Origin of the sequence: Pediococcus sp. AC40, from assembly GCF_030252485.1 — a bacterium.
In the GTDB taxonomy this organism is placed as follows: domain Bacteria; phylum Bacillota; class Bacilli; order Lactobacillales; family Lactobacillaceae; genus Pediococcus; species Pediococcus acidilactici.
The window spans coordinates 502328-521631 of sequence record NZ_CP127012.1; the positions used below are offsets into that span (position 1 = coordinate 502328).

Genomic DNA, 19304 nt, shown 5'->3' on the forward strand with positions numbered 1-19304 from the left:
GATGGATGCAATGCAAACCAACGTTAATGAAAGTTCAATCTTAAGGTTTCCAACTAACCGTGAAATTGCACTGGAAACTCACGATTTACAGGTATTCTATGGGGAAAAGCAAGCCCTTTTTGATGCTTCGCTACAGTTTCCCCGGTATTCAATTACTGCGTTAATTGGTGCCTCGGGATCGGGGAAATCGACCTACTTACGCAGCTTGAACCGGATGAACGATGGCATCGCGCGAGTGACCGGTAGCATTACGTACCGGGGGTTAGATATTAATACGAATAACGTTGATATTTACCAAATGCGGCGCCGGATCGGGATGGTTTTTCAACGCCCCAACCCGTTTGCTAAGTCAATCGAACGTAACATCACCTTTCCATTACGCGAGCATGGGGTAAAGGATTCCGCGCAACTAGCCGAAGTGACCGAGACGAGTTTGCGACAAGCTGCCCTGTGGGATGAAGTGCATGACCGCCTAAATGCGAGTGCCTTAGCACTTTCGGGCGGACAGCAACAGCGCTTGTGCATTGCCCGGGCGTTGGCGATGAATCCCGACATTCTACTGTTAGATGAGCCGGCCAGTGCGTTGGATCCGGTGTCGACTGCTAAGATTGAAACCACGCTGCGGGAATTAAAAAAACGGTATACGATCATTATCGTTACGCATAGTATGGAGCAGGCGTCACGATTAAGCGATTATACGGCGTTCATGCATTTAGGGAAGATTGTAGAATTTGATACAACCAAGAATATTTTTACCAATCCCCGTGAAAAATTGACGGAAGACTATATTTCAGGAAACTTTGGTTAAAGGAGAAGGGTAATGAGTAATAACGTGGTAACTGCAGAAGACGTGCGCTTATCTTATGGGGAAACGGAGGCTTTACACGGGATTAACCTTAACTTGCCACAAAACCAAATTACGGCTTTGATTGGACCTTCGGGTAGTGGTAAATCAACCTTTTTGCGTTGTTTGAACCGGATGAACGATTTAATTCCGGAAGTGCGGGTGACCGGAACGATTCGGGTTGCGGGGCAGGACATTTACGATGCTCAAACTGACGAAGCGGATTTAAGACGGCGGGTCGGCATGGTTTTCCAACAACCCAACCCCTTTCCGTTTTCGGTTTATGACAACGTCACCTACGGACTCCGCCTTGCGGGAATCACCGACCCCCAAGTCTTAGCAGAACGGGTGGAAACGAGTCTGAAACAGGCCGCGGTTTGGCAAGAAACTAAAGATCATTTAAAAAGCAACGCCCTTTCTTTTTCGGGCGGGCAGCAACAGCGGATCTGCATTGCCCGGGTGTTAGCGGTTCAACCGGAAATTATTCTTTTAGATGAACCAACTAGTGCGCTAGACCCGATCTCGGCGGGGAAGGTGGAAGAAAGTTTGGTGGCTTTGAAAGAGAATTACACATTAGCGGTAGTGACTCACAATATGCAACAGGCCTCTCGAATTTCGGATCAGACGGCGTTCTTTTTAAATGGTCAGTTAATAGAAGCGGGGCCAACTGCTAAACTATTTTTAAATCCGGATCAGACGGCAACGAGTGATTACTTGAATGGTAAATTTGGTTAAGGGGGAATTGGTATGCAAGGAATTTTTAAAGAAGAGCTTAAACGGCTATTAGAACGGTTCACGGAAATGGGACTGGACGTGGGGGAACAAATTTATCAGGCAACCAAATCTTTTATTGACCACGATCGTGAGCTAGCTCAGTCCGTGATCGAACATGATGAAAAGGTCAACGTTGCCGAAGTGCGGTTAGAAGATCAGGCAATTAATTTGATGGCGCTGCAACAACCAGTGGCTAATGATTTTCGACAGGTGATCGTAGTTTTAAAGGCGAGTTCGGAACTGGAACGGATCGGTGACCACGCGGTGGGGATTGCCAAGGAAACGATTCGAATTAAGGGGCACCAGCGGGATGCGATAATTGAAGCAGAAATTGCTGAAATGACTCATTTGATTCGGGGAATGCTCGACGCAACGATTGACGCTTACGTCAAGGATGACGGCCGGCTTGCAAAAGAAATTATCGATGCCAACCACCAAATCGAAACCAGTTTTAAAAAAATTCGACAAAGCATTGCCAGTAAAATGAAAAACGATGCCAAAGTGGTTACTGGAGGAACTGGATATTTAATGGTTGCTAGCTATTTGGAACGGATTGGCGACCACGTAATTAACGTGGTGGAGTGGATCATGTACAACCAGACTGGAAAGATTACGGAGTTATCCGGAGACAACTAAAAATAAACGGGGGGAATTTTGCGCTAGGAATTTCCACCCGTTTATTTTTATTATGGAAAATAGCGCAAGGTGTGCTGTCTTTTAGGGGATTAATTTAAAATTTTGGTAATACCCGTACTTTTTATGGGGATAAAGTTTGCTAATCGAAAGTGAAAAGCTGTAAAATTACAGATAATTAAAAAGCTTAGAGGTGAAATGTTTGAAATCAGGTTTCAAATCAAAGTTTACAAAGTCTAACGACCGTTTTGTTGCTGGAGTATGCGGTGGCATTGCAGAACATTTTGGCTGGGATAAGTCCCTTACCCGAATCATTGCGTTAGTACTAATTTTACTATCACACGGGTTGTTGTTGATTCCATATTTTATTTTAGCTTGGTACATGCCAAGTCAAAATACGGGATTCTTTCAGCAATTTGCCAACTGGACTGGTTTTTCGGGAAAAGCTCCCGGACAAAAGCAATCACGGCAAAGAAAAGAAATTAAGGACGCCGAAGTACACGACGTCGATGAATAAAAGATTAGGAGAATGCAAATGCGCTTTTGGCAACGAGTATTAGTGAATGGAATTTTATTTGTCGCTTTAACGGGATTTTTCCAAAATAGCGGAAATTTCTACGTTTCTAACATTTGGATTGCGTTAGCGGCGAGCCTCGTCTTGGCGATTTTAAATGCTAGCGTGCGACCAGTTTTACAAATTATTTCGCTACCAATCACGTTATTGACCTTAGGATTTTTCAGCATCGTGATTAACGCGTTAATGCTGACGTTCACGTCGGCGCTGGTTGGTCCCGCTAACTTCTATTTTTCGTCATTCGGGATGACGATGTTGATCTCGGTGATTTTGTCGATTTGTAACATGATTATTTCGAATCATTTTTCCAATCGTTATTAAAGGAGGCCCATCGTAATGGCCGATAGTGTTTCAATTACAGAATTAGTTAAAAAAATTAGGCTCGACGTATTTTATGGGGAAGACCTGTTAGATAAAAAGCAGGTTACGGTTAGTGACATTTCCCGGCCGGGATTAGAATTAACCAATTACTTTAAATTTTACCCCCGCGAGCGAATTCAGTTGTTTGGTCAAACCGAAATTTCGTACGCAAAGGATAGCATGACGAGCGCGGATCGTACGGTCGTCTACAGCCAAATGGCAGATAAGCAAACGCCCGCCTTCGTAATTTCACGGGGACTTCCGGTGCCTAAGGAGTTAATTAAGGCGGCAAAGGATAACGGAGTGCCGATTTTAACGTCGACCCTCCCGACTTCCCGGTTGTTAAGTAACATGACTAACTACCTAGAAGACCGTTTAGCTGAACGGGATTCGGTTCACGGTGAACTTGTGGAAATTTACGGACTAGGGGTGCTGATCACCGGTGATTCCGGAATCGGGAAGAGTGAAACTGCTCTAGACCTTATTAAACGCGGGCACCGGCTGATTGCAGATGACCGAGTCGATATTTACCAACAAGATGAACAGACCTTAATTGGGGAAGCTCCCCAAATTCTCCGGCATTTGTTAGAGATCCGGGGAGTCGGAATTATCGACGTGATGAATTTATTCGGGGCTAGTTCGGTTAAGAACAGTACCGATATTAACCTAATCGTCCACTTACAAAATTGGGATAAGGAAACCCATTTTGATCGGCTCGGTAATGGTGAACAAACCCGGCATTTCTTTGATTTAGACATCCCCAAAATTACAATTCCGGTTCGTGTTGGACGGAACCTCGGGGACATCATCGAAGCCGCCGCAATGAACTTTAGGGCTAAAAATATGGGTTACGACGCTACGAAGGTTTTCGACCAAAACCTTAACGCGTTGATTAAAGATAACTCACAAGCATAGGAAGTGGATTTAGTGAATTTAAGTGTCGGAGCTTTAAATCCGATTGCATTTTCGTGGGGGAGCCTCCAGGTGCACTGGTACGGAATTATCATTGCCTCTGCCGTGGTCCTGGCAACCATTCTAGCGGTTCGGGAAGCGCGACGCCGGCGCGTGGATCCCGATCGCATCTATGATTTGATTTTATGGTCGCTGCCGGTGGCCATTATTAGTGCTCGCGCCTACTACGTGATTTTTGAATGGGGTTACTACCAAAACCACCTTTCCGAAATCATTCGGGTTTGGGACGGTGGAATTGCGATATACGGTGCGTTGATTGGTGCAGGAATCGTGGTTTACCTATTTTGTCGATACTACTGGATTCCGGTTTGGTTGATGTTGGATATCATTGCTCCGGTGCTGATCATGGCTCAAGGAATTGGCCGGTGGGGTAACTTTATGAATCAGGAAGCCTTTGGGCGGGTAACTAGCTTAGCTTTTCTGCAAAGTTTACACCTGCCGCATTTTATTATTCAGCAGATGTGGATCAACGGTGCGTTTCGCCAACCAACCTTCCTGTATGAATCCGTATGGGACATTTTAGGCTTTATTGTGTTAATGAGTTTACGTCACGTACCGAAACTTTTTAAACAAGGTGAAATCTTTTTGAGCTACGTGATTTGGTATTCTTTCGGCCGGTTCTTCGTGGAAGGAATGCGAACGGATAGCCTTATGTTATTGGGGATTCGGGTCTCCCAATGGTTGTCGGTAGTGTTATTTATGGGCGCGATTGGCCTGTTGATTTGGCGCCGGACACGGGTCCAAAATCCGGTTCCCGACTACCTGGATGGAAACCAGTTCGCACCAAAAGACCTTGAGTAAAGTACCTTTATATATGATAATGAGAGGGTACATATTTTTAAATAATTATATTTTATAGATTGTAAGGGGATTAATAATGGCAAAAAAAGTTGCAGTGTTAGGAGCCGGTTCATGGGGCAGTATTTTAGCAAACATGTTGGTTCAAAATGGCAATGATGTAGTTGCTTGGACAAACATGGAGGCGCAAGCTCAAGAGCTTAACGACCAACACACTAACGAGCATTACGTGCCAGGTTTCAAATATGATGAACGTTTAGTAGCAACGACGGATCTAGAATTTGCGTTGAAAGACGTTGACGCGGTGTTATTCGTTGTTCCTACTAAGGTAATGCGCTTAGTTGCTCAACAAATGGTTGCCGTTTTAGAAAAAACAAAGCAACAACCAGTGATTATTCATGCAAGTAAGGGACTTGAGTTAGGAACGCACAAACGTCTTTCTGAAGTATTGGAAGAAGAAATTCCAAGCCAGTACCGGAAGGCAATCGTGGTCTTGTCTGGCCCAAGTCATGCTGAAGAAGTTGCTAAACAAGACTTGACGTTGGTAACGGCGGCAAGCACGGATTTAGCAAGTGCTGAAATGGTCCAAAAATTATTTATGAACCACTATTTCCGCGTTTACACCAATGACGACATCATCGGCGTAGAGATGGGAGCGGCGTTGAAGAACGTCATTGCGATTGGCGCCGGTGCTTTACACGGCCTGGGATACGGGGACGATGCTAAAGCAGCCCTCATTACCCGGGGATTAGCTGAAATATCTCGTTTAGGAGTTGCCTTTGGCGCCAAACCACTGACCTTTATTGGTTTATCCGGGGTTGGTGATTTAATTGTTACGGCTACTAGTGTTCATTCTCGAAACTGGCGGGCTGGTAACGAACTTGGCCAAGGGATGCAGCTGCAAGAAGTTATCGATACGATGGGGATGGTCATCGAAGGGATTCCTTCTACCAAGGCAGCTTACGAATTAGCCCAACAAAAACATATTGAGATGCCAATTACTGAAGCCATCTACGATGTGTTGTATAATGATAAAGGTGTTAAAGAAGTCATTGATGACCTTATGCACCGGGATGGAAAATCAGAATTAGAGTAAATATTTGGAGGTTTGAGTTTTTATGACAAAAGTACGTAAAGCAATCATACCAGCAGCGGGATTAGGAACCCGATTCTTACCAGTAACTAAGGCTTCGCCTAAGGAAATGTTACCAATCGTGGACAAGCCTACGATTCAATACATCGTCGAAGAAGCACGGAAGTCTGGAATCGAAGATATTTTGATCATTACCGGAAAAGGTAAGCGGGCAATTGAAGACCATTTTGACGCGGTTCCTGAATTGGAAGCTAACTTAAAGGCAAAGGGCAAGAAGCAAATGTTGAAGATGGTTGAAGAAACCACCGGTCTGAACATGTACTTCAAGCGACAAAGTCATCCCCGTGGTTTAGGGGACGCGGTTTTAACTGCGAAGACATTCGTTGGTAACGAACCATTTGTCGTTATGTTAGGTGACGATTTGATGGAAGACAAGGTTCCCCTAACTAAGCAACTGGTTGATTCGTTCGAAGATACTGGTGCTTCTACATTAGCTGTTTTACCGGTTCCTCACGAAGAAGTTTCGAAGTACGGGGTTATTGATCCATCTGAAGAAGTGGAAAAAGGCTTGTACAACGTTTCTAAGTTTGTGGAAAAACCCGCAGTTGATGAAGCACCAAGTAACTTAGCGATCATTGGTCGTTACGTACTTACTCCAGAAATCTTTAACATTCTCGAAAACCAAAAACCTGGTGAAGGTAACGAAATCCAATTAACCGACGCAATCGATACGTTAAACAAGAAGCAACGGGTGTTTGCGAAAGTATTTAACGGTGACCGTTACGACGTGGGTAACAAATTTGGTTTCTTAAAGACCAACATTGAATATGGTTTGAAGCATCCAGAAACGAAGGATGAACTTAAGGCCTACATCAAGGAATTGGCTAAAACGCTCAAATAAAAATTAACGATAGCTATTTAAGGGAGACTCGGACTTTTGGTCCCGGGCTCCCTTATTTATTTTCTAAGTTACTTGGTAACTTGCTAAGTATTAAAAATGCAATTTTTAAATTAGTGATTATAATACAGAATCATGGACAGTTATTAAAAGTAAGTGTATAGTGGATTCATTATCAGATATGGAGGATTATTATGGCAAAGCAATATGATGTGATAGTAATCGGTGCGGGACCGGCTGGAATGACTGCGGCTTTGTATGCATCGCGTGCTAATTTGTCGGTGCTGATGCTTGATCGCGGAATTTATGGCGGTCAGATGAATAATACGGCAGCCATCGAAAATTATCCGGGATTTAAGTCCATCCTGGGACCAGATTTAGCAAAAGAAATGTATGAAAGCTCCACTCAGTTTGGCGCAGAGTACGCTTACGGAAGCGTCGAATCAATTCGTGACGATGGAGCCACTAAGTTAGTGAAGACCGATATGGGTGAAGAATTTATCGGCAAGGCCATCATCATTGGGACCGGCTCAGAATACAAGAAGCTGGGCGTGCCTGGTGAAGAAGACTTTAGTGGCCGGGGAGTTTCCTACTGTGCGGTATGTGATGGTGCTTTCTTTAAGGGAATGCACTTAATCGTGGTCGGCGGTGGTGACTCAGCGATTGAAGAAGGTATTTACCTGACTCAATTGGCATCGAAAGTTACTGTTATTCACCGGCGGGACCAACTTCGGGCACAAAAAATCAGCCAAGACCGGGCGTTTGCTAACCCCAAGATGGAATTTATTTGGAACAGCAACGTAACCGAGATTGTGGGCGATGATAAAGTTACCGGCGTAAAGGTTAAAAATAACCAAACTGGCGAAGATTCTTTTATTGAAGCTGCGGGAGTATTTATCTACGTTGGGGTAAAGCCAATGACCGCTCCGTTTAAGGACTTGGGCATTTTAGATGAAAACGGCTGGATTCCAACCGACAACCTAATGCACACCAAGGTTCCGGGAATTTTTGCAGTCGGTGACGTACGGAAGAAAAACCTTCGCCAGGTTGCTACGGCAGTTGGAGAAGGCGGCACGGCGGGACAACAAGCTTACGAGTACATTCAATCGTTATCCTAAAAGTGTGAAGTCATTAACCATTTAAGAAAATTATGAAGCCTCCAGAAGCCAGGGAAGACCTTGGTTTCTGGAGGCTTTTTTGGTGAACTGGAGTGGTTTAATAATTAAAAACTTTTTTATGGATTAGCTGTACTTTATAATTATAGGTAATGGCAGAGTGTGATTTTTGGGTAAAACGCTTTCTGAGTGACTAATCGTATTGTATAATAAAAATTAAGTTACTCACACCGAGGAGGAATTTTTTAATGAACTGGGAAGATTCAGTTAAAGAATGGCAAGATTTTGCCGATTTAGATTTTAACTTAAAACAAGAATTAAAAGAATTAGCAAAGGATCCACAAGCGCTAAAAGAAGCTTTTTATGCACCGATGGAATTTGGAACTGCAGGAATGCGGGGAGTAATGGGTCCGGGAATCAACCGGATGAACATTTACACGGTTCGTCAGGCAACGGAAGGTTTAGCTAACTTCATGGACACACTAACTCCCGAAGACAAGCAACGGGGAGTAGCAATTAGTTTTGACTCCCGTTACCATTCGCAAGAATTTGCTTTAGAAGCTGCGGGTGTTTTAGGCAACCACAACATTCCAACGTTCGTGTTTGATAGTATGCGGCCTACTCCCGAACTTTCTTTTACGGTTCGTGAACTCGATACCTACGCTGGTATTATGATTACGGCTAGCCACAACCCTAAACAATATAACGGGTATAAAATTTACGGTCCGGATGGCGGACAAATGCCACCAATGGAATCGGACCGGATTACTGAATACATTCGGAAGGTCACCGATATTTTTGACGTAAAAGCTTTGACGCAAGGCCAACTCCGTGAAAAGGGCTTAATGACCTTAATCGGCGAAGACATTGACCAGAAATATCTTGCACAAGTAAAGACGGTTTCCATCAACCACGACCTTATTAAAAAATATGGCGCAGATATGAAGTTGATCTATTCGCCACTTCACGGAACTGGAAAGGTAGTCGGCGGCCGTGCCCTTGAAAATGCCGGTTTCAAAGATTACACGATGGTACCAAAGCAAGCCATTGCGGATCCTGAGTTTGGCACAACACCATTCCCCAATCCGGAATTTGCCCAAACTTTTGATTTGGCGATTGAGTTAGGTAAAAAGCAGCAAGCAGACCTCTTGATCGCGACGGATCCTGACGCGGATCGGCTAGGTGCGGCCGTTCGTTTACCAAATGGCGATTACAAGCTATTGACCGGAAACCAAATTGCGGCGGTAATGTTAGAATACATTTTAACCGCCCACGATGAAGCTGGAGACTTACCAAAGAACGCTGCAGCCGTAAAATCAATCGTTTCTAGTGAATTAGCAACCCGGATTGCGGAAGCTCATGGTGTAGAAATGATTGACGTTTTGACCGGATTTAAGTACATTGCCGATCAAATCAAACATTATGAAGAAACCAACGAACACACCTTTATGTTTGGCTTTGAAGAAAGTTACGGCTACCTTGTTCGGCCATTTGTTCGGGATAAGGATGCCATTCAAGGGATTGTACTATTGGCGGAAATTGCCGCTTATTACCGGAGTAAGGGTCAAACCCTTTATGATGGGGTGCAAAACCTCTTCACAACGTATGGCTACCATGAAGAAAAAACCATTTCAAAAGATTTCCCTGGTGTGGATGGTAAAGCGAAGATGGCAGCAATCATGGAAAAGGTTCGTGAAGAACGCCCAGACCATTTTGACGACGTTGCGGTGGTTGAAACCCAAGACTTCTTAAGTCAAACTAAGTACGCAGATAATGGCGAAACTTCGCCAATCGAATTGCCAAAGGCGGACGTTTTGAAGTTTAAGTTGGCAGATGGCTCATGGATTGCGATCCGCCCATCCGGAACGGAACCAAAGATTAAGTTCTATATCGGAGCGGTAGGCGAAAGTGAAGAAGTAACCTTGAAGAAGATCGAAAACTATGAAAAGGCAACTGATGGGTTGATAAACTAGAGTGCGCAGGGACCCGGGTAGATTTTGAGGATTAACTGAATATCGGGACTAATCGCGGTTTGAGCGATTGGTCCCGATATTTGGTTAACCGGAGAAAACTGGGTACCGGAGCACGTTTCGGCTATATAACAGTGAAGCGCAAGTTTAACTAGATGTTAGGTTTGATCGCGGTTTGAGCGATCGAACCTAAAATTTGGTTAACCGGAGAAAGCTGGGTACCGGAGCACGTTTAAACTTATCCATCAATTTAATAATAATAAGCAAAGATTCGGCTAACGGCCGGATCTTTTTTAGTTTCCAGCTGTTTTAAAAGGGGTGCTAAGCCAAGTTTGTTCCTCGGCGGAAAACTTTCACATTCCAGTTTATTTGTGATAGTATGTTAACAATTTAAATTTATTTAGGGGGAATTTTTTATGGGGATGCATCAATTTTTTAAAAGTTTAAGCAATTTAGAAACGATCTATCGGGCACCGGGCTTTTTTAAGTACCAAAAGCACTCGGTCGCGGAACATTCCTTCAAAGTGGCGGAAATTGCTCAATTTTTAGGCGACGTGGAAGAACATGCGGGAAACCAAATTAATTGGCGTTTACTTTATGAAAAATCCCTTAATCACGACTATAACGAACGCTTTATCGGCGACATCAAGACGCCGGTTAAGTATGCCACGGCCGACTTGCGGAAGATGCTGGCGAATGTAGAAGATTCAATGAAGGATAACTTCATTAAAAATGAAATTCCTGCTGAATTCCAAGCTGCTTACGAACGGCGTTTGTCAGAGGGCAAGGATGACACGATCGAAGGCCAAATTTTAGCGGTGGCGGATAAGATTGACTTGCTTTACGAATCGTTTGGTGAAATCCAAAAGGGAAATCCGGAAGACGTTTATACCGACATTTATAAGGAAAGCTTAACCACGATTGTTAAATATAAGGACATGCCGAGTGTGCAATACTTCCTCGAAAAAGTTTTACCCGAATTGTTAAATGAAGAGTTTACGGACCAACTAAAATTAGAAAAAATTAGTCGCACAATTATTCAATAGCAAAAAAATAGCGAAAGTATGTTCGGTGTGATAGAATAGTGGCAGTAACTCAAACGTTAATAATCAAATGGCTGAGAGCCAGAACCTAACGGGGTTCATCTCAGTTTTTTTGTGTGAATGGGGGAAAAATAATGATTGAACGCGAGGAAAATCGGCAGTTCGAACTAGTTTCTAAGTACCAGCCTACCGGAGACCAACCGACGGCGATTAAACAACTAGTTGATGGGATCCAGAAGGGTGAAAAAGAACAGATTCTTTTGGGTGCGACCGGAACTGGAAAGACTTTTACCATTTCAAACGTAATTCAGCAGGTCAACAAGCCGACGCTGATTTTATCACATAACAAGACGCTCGCTGGACAATTGTATGGTGAATTCAAACAATTTTTCCCAAATAACGCAGTTGAGTATTTTGTTAGTTATTACGACTATTACCAACCCGAAGCATACGTGCCTTCTAGTGACACTTATATTGAAAAAGATTCGTCCATTAACGACGAAATCGATGAGCTGCGGCATTCGGCGACGAGCTCGCTATTGGAACGGAACGACGTGATTGTGGTGGCCTCAGTTTCGAGTATCTTTGGTTTAGGGGACCCGCGCGAATATCGCGACCAAGCCTTATCACTACGCGTGGGGCAAGAGATTGACCGTAATCAATTACTCCGAGAATTAGTCGACATTCAATATGAAAGAAATGACATTGATTTTCAACGGGGGCGTTTCCGAGTGCACGGCGACGTGGTGGAAATCTTCCCGGCCGCTAACGAAGCCCACTCGATCCGGGTGGAATTCTTTGGCGATGAGATTGACCGGATGCGTGAGATGGACGCTTTAACTGGAGAAATTATTGGTGACCGCGATCACATCACCATTTTCCCGGCAACCCACTTTATGACTAACGAAGACCGGATGGAACACGCTATCGAAGGAATTGAAGCGGAATTAAAGGACCGGCTTGCAGAGTTAGAAGGCCAGGGTAAGTTATTGGAAGCCCAACGACTGAAGCAACGGACCACTTACGATATCGAAATGTTGCGAGAAATGGGTTATACCAACGGAATTGAAAACTATTCCCGGCACATGGACGGGCGCAAACCCGGCGAACCGCCGTACACGCTGCTGGACTTCTTTCCAGACGATTTCCTACTGGTAGTTGACGAATCCCACGTTACCATGCCGCAAGTTCGCGGGATGTATAACGGGGACCGGGCCCGGAAGCAACAATTAATTGACTACGGGTTCCGGTTACCAAGTGCATTAGATAACCGGCCGTTGAAGCTTGAGGAGTTTGAAAAACACGTTCATCAAGTGGTTTACATGTCCGCAACTCCCGGGGACTACGAGACTGCTAGGACGGACCACGTGGTACAACAAATCATTCGGCCAACGGGATTATTGGATCCGACTATTGAAGTGCGGCCAATTATGGGCCAAATGGATGATTTGCTTGGCGAAATTAACCAACGGGTAGAAAAAGACGAACGGGTCTTTGTAACTACCTTGACGAAGAAGATGGCCGAAGACTTAACCGATTATCTAAAAGATATGGGGATTAAAGTGGCCTACCTGCATAGTGACGTAAAGACGCTGGAGCGAACTCGCATTATTCGTGATTTACGACTGGGCAAGTACGACGTCTTGGTCGGAATTAACCTGCTTAGGGAAGGAATTGACGTTCCGGAAGTTTCGCTGGTGGCAATTTTAGATGCCGATAAGGAAGGCTTCTTACGTAACACCCGTTCCATGATTCAGGTGGCTGGACGGGCGGCGCGTAACGAACACGGACACGTAATTATGTATGCCGACCACGTTACCCAATCCATGAAGGAAACCATCGACGAAACCGCGCGGCGACGCTCGATTCAGGAAGCATACAATAAGGAACACGGGATTACCCCGCACACGATTAAGAAAGATATCCGTTCGCTAATCTCAGCTACCACGGAGACGGAAGACGCTGGTGAAAAGGACGACTTTTTGGATGTGGACTTCGCGGATATGGATCGTAAAGACCAAAAAGAAATGATTGAAAGTCTGGAAGACCAAATGCGCGCGGCAGCTAAAGAACTTGATTTCGAAAGGGCTGCTAATCTGCGTGATACGGTATTGGAATTAAAAGCCCAGATTGATTAGGAGGAATTCCGTTTGGTAAATGATAAGATTATCATTCACGGTGCGCGAGCACATAACTTAAAAAATATTGACGTTACCATTCCAAAAAATAAATTAGTGGTGGTAACTGGTTTATCTGGTTCAGGGAAAAGTTCGCTTGCTTTCGATACGCTATACGCGGAGGGGCAACGTCGTTACGTGGAAAGTTTATCGGCATACGCTCGGCAATTTTTAGGCCAGATGGACAAACCCGACGTAGATTCGATTGACGGGTTGAGCCCAGCAATTTCAATTGACCAAAAAACTACTTCGAAGAACCCCCGGTCCACGGTGGGAACCGTTACGGAAATTAACGATTACCTGCGCTTACTCTGGGCGCGGGTGGGAACTCCCGTCTGTCCAAACGATGGAACGATCATTACTAGCCAAACGGTTGAACAAATGGTGGATCGGGTTATGGAACTTCCCGAACGAACTAAAGTACAAATTATCTCCCCAATCGTGCGCGCTAAAAAAGGGCAACATAAAAAGGTGTTTGCCAGCATTAAGCGGGAAGGTTTTGTGCGGGTTCGGGTTGATGGTGAAACCATGGATGTTGAAGAAGTTCCGGAATTAGAAAAGAGCAAGGCCCATTCCATCGACGTTGTCATTGACCGCATTGTGGTTAAGGAGGGGATTCATTCCCGACTCTTTGACTCATTTGAAGCGGCTTTACGATTAAGTAAAGGATACGCGACCGCCGATGTGATTGGCGGAGACCCCATTCTATTTTCAGAACACTATGCTTGCCCAATTTGTGGATTTACGGTGGGAGAGTTGGAACCCCGGTTGTTTTCATTTAACGCTCCGTTTGGTGCCTGCCCAGATTGTGACGGGCTCGGGGTTAAACTGGAAGTTGATATGGACTTAGTAGTTCCTGATCAGGATAAAACGTTGCGGGAAGGGGCGTTGGCTCCTTGGAATCCAATTAGCTCCCAGTATTATCCAAAATTACTGGAACAGGCGGCGGAAAGTTTTGGCATCGATATGGACACGCCGTTCAAGGACCTACCGAAGGATGCACGGCAACTAATTTTATACGGATCCAAGGGAAAGCAATTCCATTTTCATTACGAAAATGACTTTGGAGGAGTGCGGGATGTCGATACCGAATTTGAAGGGGTCATTAATAATGTCAACCGCCGTTATCAAGAAACTAACAGTGACTTCACGCGTGACCAAATGCGGTTATACATGCGGGAGTTAACTTGTCAAACTTGTCACGGTTATCGCCTTAATCGGAAGGCGCGGGCGGTTAAGATTGCTGGTCAACACATTGGTGAGGTTTCTGAATTACCGATCGATCGTTGTACGGCCTTTTTTGAAAAACTTAATTTTTCGGAACAAGACACCGTCATTGCAACGCCAATTTTGAAGGAAATCCGGGACCGGTTGAACTTCTTACGGAACGTGGGGTTGGAATACCTGACCTTAAGTCGGTCGGCACGGACCCTCTCCGGAGGCGAAGCGCAACGGATTCGGTTAGCTACCCAAATTGGTTCGAACTTATCTGGAGTACTATATATCCTGGATGAACCTTCGATTGGGTTGCATCAACGGGATAACGATCGCTTGATTAGTTCCTTGAAAAAGATGCGTGATCTCGGCAACACCTTGATTGTCGTAGAACATGACGAGGATACCATGCGGGCAGCAGACTATTTGATTGATATTGGTCCAGGCGCAGGAGAAAATGGTGGCGAAGTAATGGCCGCGGGGACTCCCAAACAGGTTGAACGCAGTCGTAAATCGCTTACCGGACAATATTTAGCTGGTAAGAAGTCGATTCCGGTTCCTACTGAACGGCGGGATGGCAACGGCTTGGCAATTCAACTAAAGGGCGTTCAAGAAAACAACTTGAAAAACATTGACGTGAAGTTCCCATTAGGAAAGTTTATTGCCGTTACCGGGGTTTCGGGATCTGGCAAGTCTACCCTGGTAAACATGGTGTTGAAACGAGTTTTGGCACAAAAGCTTAACCGGAATTCGGAAAAGCCTGGTAAGTATAAGTCGGTTAGCGGAATCAAGAACATTGAAAAGGTTATTAACATTGACCAAACCCCAATTGGACGAACCCCCCGGAGTAATCCGGCAACTTACACGAGCGTGTTTGATGATATTCGCGGACTGTTTGCGCAAACTAACGAAGCTAAGCTACGTGGATACACAAAGGGCCGCTTTAGCTTTAACGTAAAGGGCGGTCGTTGTGAAGCATGTAAGGGTGACGGAATTCTGAAGATTGAAATGAACTTCCTACCGGACGTTTACGTTCCTTGTGAAGTGTGTCATGGCACCCGGTACAATTCTGAAACTTTAGAAGTTAAGTATAAGGGGAAGAACATCGCGGAAGTTTTGGATATGACCGTTGAAGAAGCTGCTAAGTTCTTTGCGCCAATTCCTAAAATTGCCCGCAAGCTTCAAACCATCATTGACGTTGGGTTAGGATACGTGCATTTAGGGCAATCCGCAACTACCCTATCCGGAGGCGAAGCGCAACGGATGAAGTTAGCTGCTGAATTGCATAAAAAAGCTAACGGAAAAAACTTTTATATTTTAGACGAACCAACTACCGGGTTGCATACTAATGACATTAAGCGGTTGTTAGATGTTTTACAACGCCTAGTGGATAATGGCAACACTGTTTTGGTAATTGAACATAATTTAGACGTTATTAAAACAGCAGATCACCTAATTGATTTAGGACCAGAAGGCGGCGACGGTGGCGGACAAATCGTGGCTACCGGAACCCCCGAAGAAATTGCGGAAGTGGCCGAAAGCTATACGGGTCAATATTTGAAACCTGTTTTAGAACGAGATCGCAAGCTACAGAAAAAGTAATTTTATCAAATCTTAAGCGGAAATTAGACCATTAGATTGGTTAGATTTCCGCTTTTTTAGTAGTACCGCGGGGATTTTTGGCGATGACTTTTGGTGGTCGCCAAGTTTTCGTGGTATCATTTAAAAAATGACACACCCGGATGTGTTATACTGGAGAAGTTGTTACCTTGGAATGGGGGAATCATTATGAACGAATCATTGAAATTGGTAGTGGTAACGGGAATGAGCGGTGCCGGAAAAACCGTCGCAATGCAAAGTTTCGAAGACATGGGCTTCTTTTGCGTTGATAACATGCCGTTAGCACTGTTACCAAAATTTTGGGAATTAATTAAAGAAAATGGCAACATTACCAAAGTTGCCTTAGCAGTTGATTTACGTTCGGATGCATTTTACGAACAAGTCGTCACGATGCTGACTGATACCCAAGCACTTTCGGGAATTAATCGTGACATCTTGTTCCTGGATGCAACTAATGAGGAATTAATTGCGCGTTACAAGGAAACTCGACGGGCACATCCGCTAGCGATGGACGGTCGGGTAGCGGACGGAATTCGCAAAGAACGCGAACTGCTTGCCCCAATCAAGTCGGAAGCCCAGCTGGTGATTGACACTAGCAATTTAACGCCTCGCGAATTAAGAAGTAAAATTTTTAACCAATTTTCAACCAACAAAACGGTTCCTAAATTCCATATTGAAGTAGTTTCGTTTGGCTACAAATACGGGTTACCGATTGACGCAGACATCACTATGGACGTGCGTTTTTTGCCTAACCCATACTACGTGCCGGAACTAAAAAATCAGGTAGGAACCGATCAACCGGTGTACGATTACGTAATGAACCAGCCGGCTACGGAAAAATTTTACCAAGCTTATTTAAAGCTGTTGATGGATATTATGCCGGGGTACCAACAAGAGGGAAAGTCGAATTTGACGATCGCGATTGGCTGTACCGGTGGGCAACACCGTTCAGTAGCGATTGCGGAGCGGTTAGGAAATGATTTAGCTAAGCACTACGTTACTCACATTTCTCACCGAGATGTAAATAAGCGAAAGGAAACGGTAAATCGCTCATGAGTAAAATCAAGGGACCTAAAATTGTGGTAATCGGGGGCGGGACTGGCCTTCCAGTTATCTTAAACGAGCTACACAAACGCAATGCAGACGTGACCGCCATCGTTACGGTGGCAGATGACGGAGGTTCTTCGGGAATCATTCGAGACTACGTTAACGTGGTTCCACCGGGGGATATTCGGAACGTCATGGTGGCTTTGTCGGACATGCCGCCCGAACTCAAGGACATTTTCCAATACCGCTTTAAAAGTGAAGATAACTTTCTTGCCGGACATGCGATTGGTAATTTAATTATCGCCGCGCTTTCTGAAATGCGGGGCGGAATTGACCCTGCAATCCGAGAATTATCGCAAATGCTTCAAATTGAAGGACATATTTATCCGGCAAGTGCTGAACCGCTAGTGTTGCACGCTAAGTTTACGGATGGCACGAGCTTAGCAGGTGAATCGGAAATTACCGCGGCCCACAAAGATGTTAAACAGGTGTGGGTCGAAAACAATCCCTGGAGTGAGCATAAAAAGCCGCGGGCCGTTCCAGAAGCCCTAGAAGCTATTGAAGCAGCTGACGAAATTATTCTAGGACCGGGAAGTTTATTCACTAGCATTTTGCCCAACCTAATGATTGAAGACATTCGTAAGGCCGTTTTAGCGACCCAAGCGGAAATTGTTTACATTTGCAACATTATGACTCAAAAAGGCGAAACAATCGGCTTTACCGATGCCGACCACGTGCACGTTTTAAACCAACATCTAGGTCGGAACTTTGTGGATACTGTGCTGGTTAATACCGAAAAAGTTCCTGAATCGTACATGGATTTTAACCGTTATGACGAAGTTTCCAAACAAGTAATTCATAATTTTAAAGGACTCCGCGAGCAAGGGGTACGAGTAATTTCGGACAACTTTTTGAAACTGCGTGACGGCGGTGCTTTCCATGATGGTGAAAAAGTGGTCGATGAGCTAATGCACATCTGTAGCAACCCAATTAAGAAACAAGCATAGGAGGTGTGGTCGTGTCTTATGCCAGTGAAGTAAAAAAAGAGCTGACTAGCTTGGAAGTCCACGAACATAACGCAAAGGCCGAATTGATGGCGTTGATCCGGATGAACGGTTCAATTGGAATTAATAATCGGCAGTTAGTGTTAAATACTCAGACGGAAAATCCGGCGATTGCACGGCGAATTTACTCGCTACTAAAAAACTTCTACCACTTAGAAGCAGAGTTAAGTGTGCGTCGTAAGATGAAGCTGAAGAAAAACAACCTTTACATTGTGCGTTTGCGGACGGGCGCTCAGCAACTACTTAACGATTTATCAATTTTAAAGGATGATTTTCAAATTAACGAAACCGTTCCGGAGGGGCTCCTATCAACTGAATCGGAGCTACGCTCGTATTTAAGGGGGGCCTTCTTAGCGGGAGGTTCAGTTAATAATCCCGAAACTAGTCGCTATCATTTGGAAATCTATTCGCTTTACGAAGCCCATAATCAAATGATTGCGGATTGGATCAATCAGTACCACCTCAACGCCCGGACAACGGAGCGCCGAAGCGGCTATATTGTTTACCTGAAGGAAGCCGAACACATCGCAGATTTTCTTCAACTAATTGGTGCAACCAATTCAATGTTAAAATTCGAAGATGTTCGAATTATGCGGGATATGCGTAATTCGGTTAATCGGTTGGTAAATTGCGAAAATGCTAATATGAATAAAGTTGCCAACGCTTCGATGAAGCAGATTAATAACATCCAGTACATTGATGAAGTGGTGGGACTCGACGAGTTGCCGCCTAAGCTGCGCGACATCGCGAAGACACGGTTAGCACACCGGGAAGTTAGTTTGAAAGAGCTTGGCGAACTAGTGCCGGGTGGGCCAATTTCTAAATCGGGGGTTAACCACCGGTTAAGAAAGATTAATCAGTATGCAGAGAAGTTGCGCGCTTAAAGGTTTTTACGATAAAAAATATTTCTTAAAAACTTTTGCATTAGTTAATATAAGAGCAATGAATATAAATTTATCTAAAATACGCGGGGATGCACAGGAATGCTGTTAACTTCGCGTATTTTTATTTTGCAAGTAAAATGTGCCAAAAGCGCTACACTACGGACTTTGTAACTATAATGTAAAACGTTTTAATAAACAGATGTGCTATCCTTAAGGGGATATA

At 44.5% G+C, this 19304-nt stretch carries 17 protein-coding genes; all 17 read left to right on the plus strand.

Going from position 1 to position 19304, the window contains the following annotated elements:
• Nucleotides 1–10 precede the first annotated feature (10 nt).
• The 17 genes from pstB (NL111_RS02385) to whiA all read left to right on the plus strand — a co-directional run bounded on the left by pstB (NL111_RS02385) (nucleotide 11) and on the right by whiA (nucleotide 19081).
• Nucleotides 11–808 carry a phosphate ABC transporter ATP-binding protein PstB gene (pstB, locus tag NL111_RS02385; protein WP_002831118.1) on the plus strand — a complete coding sequence of 266 codons (798 nt, stop codon included), beginning with the start codon at nucleotides 11–13 and terminating at the stop codon, nucleotides 806–808.
• 12 nt (nucleotides 809–820) lie between these two features.
• On the plus strand, nucleotides 821–1579 hold the full coding sequence (pstB, locus tag NL111_RS02390) for a phosphate ABC transporter ATP-binding protein PstB (RefSeq protein WP_004166687.1): 759 nt from the start codon (nucleotides 821–823) through the stop codon (nucleotides 1577–1579).
• A 12-nt stretch (nucleotides 1580–1591) separates the two neighbouring features.
• A complete protein-coding gene (gene phoU, locus NL111_RS02395; RefSeq protein ID WP_002829939.1) occupies nucleotides 1592–2254 on the plus strand; it encodes a phosphate signaling complex protein PhoU in 663 nt (220 codons plus the stop codon).
• A gap of 190 nt (nucleotides 2255–2444) precedes the next feature.
• Nucleotides 2445–2768, plus strand: coding sequence for a PspC domain-containing protein (locus tag NL111_RS02400; protein ID WP_230457010.1), 324 nt, complete (start codon nucleotides 2445–2447; stop codon nucleotides 2766–2768).
• 18 nt (nucleotides 2769–2786) lie between these two features.
• Nucleotides 2787–3146: a phage holin family protein gene (locus tag NL111_RS02405; protein ID WP_002829937.1), complete on the plus strand. Its 360-nt coding sequence runs from the start codon at nucleotides 2787–2789 to the stop codon at nucleotides 3144–3146.
• 15 nt (nucleotides 3147–3161) lie between these two features.
• Nucleotides 3162–4100: an HPr(Ser) kinase/phosphatase gene (hprK, locus tag NL111_RS02410; RefSeq protein WP_002829936.1), complete on the plus strand. Its 939-nt coding sequence runs from the start codon at nucleotides 3162–3164 to the stop codon at nucleotides 4098–4100.
• A gap of 12 nt (nucleotides 4101–4112) precedes the next feature.
• Nucleotides 4113–4958 (plus strand): prolipoprotein diacylglyceryl transferase, encoded by an 846-nt coding sequence (lgt, locus tag NL111_RS02415; protein ID WP_002829934.1) that lies wholly within the window; start codon nucleotides 4113–4115, stop codon nucleotides 4956–4958.
• 76 nt (nucleotides 4959–5034) lie between these two features.
• Nucleotides 5035–6051, plus strand: a complete 1017-nt coding sequence (locus tag NL111_RS02420) for an NAD(P)H-dependent glycerol-3-phosphate dehydrogenase (protein WP_004166684.1) — start codon at nucleotides 5035–5037, stop codon at nucleotides 6049–6051.
• Nucleotides 6052–6073: 22 nt separating this feature from the next.
• Complete coding sequence (galU, locus tag NL111_RS02425; protein WP_002829932.1) at nucleotides 6074–6949, plus strand: UTP--glucose-1-phosphate uridylyltransferase GalU; 876 nt, start codon at nucleotides 6074–6076, stop codon at nucleotides 6947–6949.
• Between the two features lie 191 nt (nucleotides 6950–7140).
• Nucleotides 7141–8064, plus strand: a complete 924-nt coding sequence (gene trxB, locus NL111_RS02430) for a thioredoxin-disulfide reductase (RefSeq protein ID WP_008841833.1) — start codon at nucleotides 7141–7143, stop codon at nucleotides 8062–8064.
• A 245-nt stretch (nucleotides 8065–8309) separates the two neighbouring features.
• Nucleotides 8310–10034 (plus strand): phospho-sugar mutase, encoded by a 1725-nt coding sequence (locus NL111_RS02435; protein WP_285110416.1) that lies wholly within the window; start codon nucleotides 8310–8312, stop codon nucleotides 10032–10034.
• Between the two features lie 413 nt (nucleotides 10035–10447).
• A complete protein-coding gene (locus NL111_RS02440) occupies nucleotides 10448–11077 on the plus strand; it encodes an HD domain-containing protein (protein ID WP_002829927.1) in 630 nt (209 codons plus the stop codon).
• Between the two features lie 131 nt (nucleotides 11078–11208).
• Entirely contained in the window at nucleotides 11209–13212 is a 2004-nt protein-coding gene (uvrB, locus tag NL111_RS02445; protein WP_005916189.1) for an excinuclease ABC subunit UvrB, read from the plus strand.
• Between the two features lie 12 nt (nucleotides 13213–13224).
• Entirely contained in the window at nucleotides 13225–16068 is a 2844-nt protein-coding gene (uvrA, locus tag NL111_RS02450) for an excinuclease ABC subunit UvrA (protein WP_285110417.1), read from the plus strand.
• Nucleotides 16069–16254: 186 nt separating this feature from the next.
• Entirely contained in the window at nucleotides 16255–17142 is an 888-nt protein-coding gene (gene rapZ / locus NL111_RS02455; protein WP_002829924.1) for an RNase adapter RapZ, read from the plus strand.
• On the plus strand, nucleotides 17139–18140 hold the full coding sequence (gene mgfK, locus NL111_RS02460; protein WP_002829923.1) for a gluconeogenesis morphogenetic factor MgfK: 1002 nt from the start codon (nucleotides 17139–17141) through the stop codon (nucleotides 18138–18140). Before rapZ ends, mgfK begins: the two co-directional genes overlap by 4 nt.
• An 11-nt stretch (nucleotides 18141–18151) precedes the next feature.
• Nucleotides 18152–19081 carry a DNA-binding protein WhiA gene (gene whiA, locus NL111_RS02465; protein ID WP_002831129.1) on the plus strand — a complete coding sequence of 310 codons (930 nt, stop codon included), beginning with the start codon at nucleotides 18152–18154 and terminating at the stop codon, nucleotides 19079–19081.
• Nucleotides 19082–19304 lie beyond the last annotated feature (223 nt).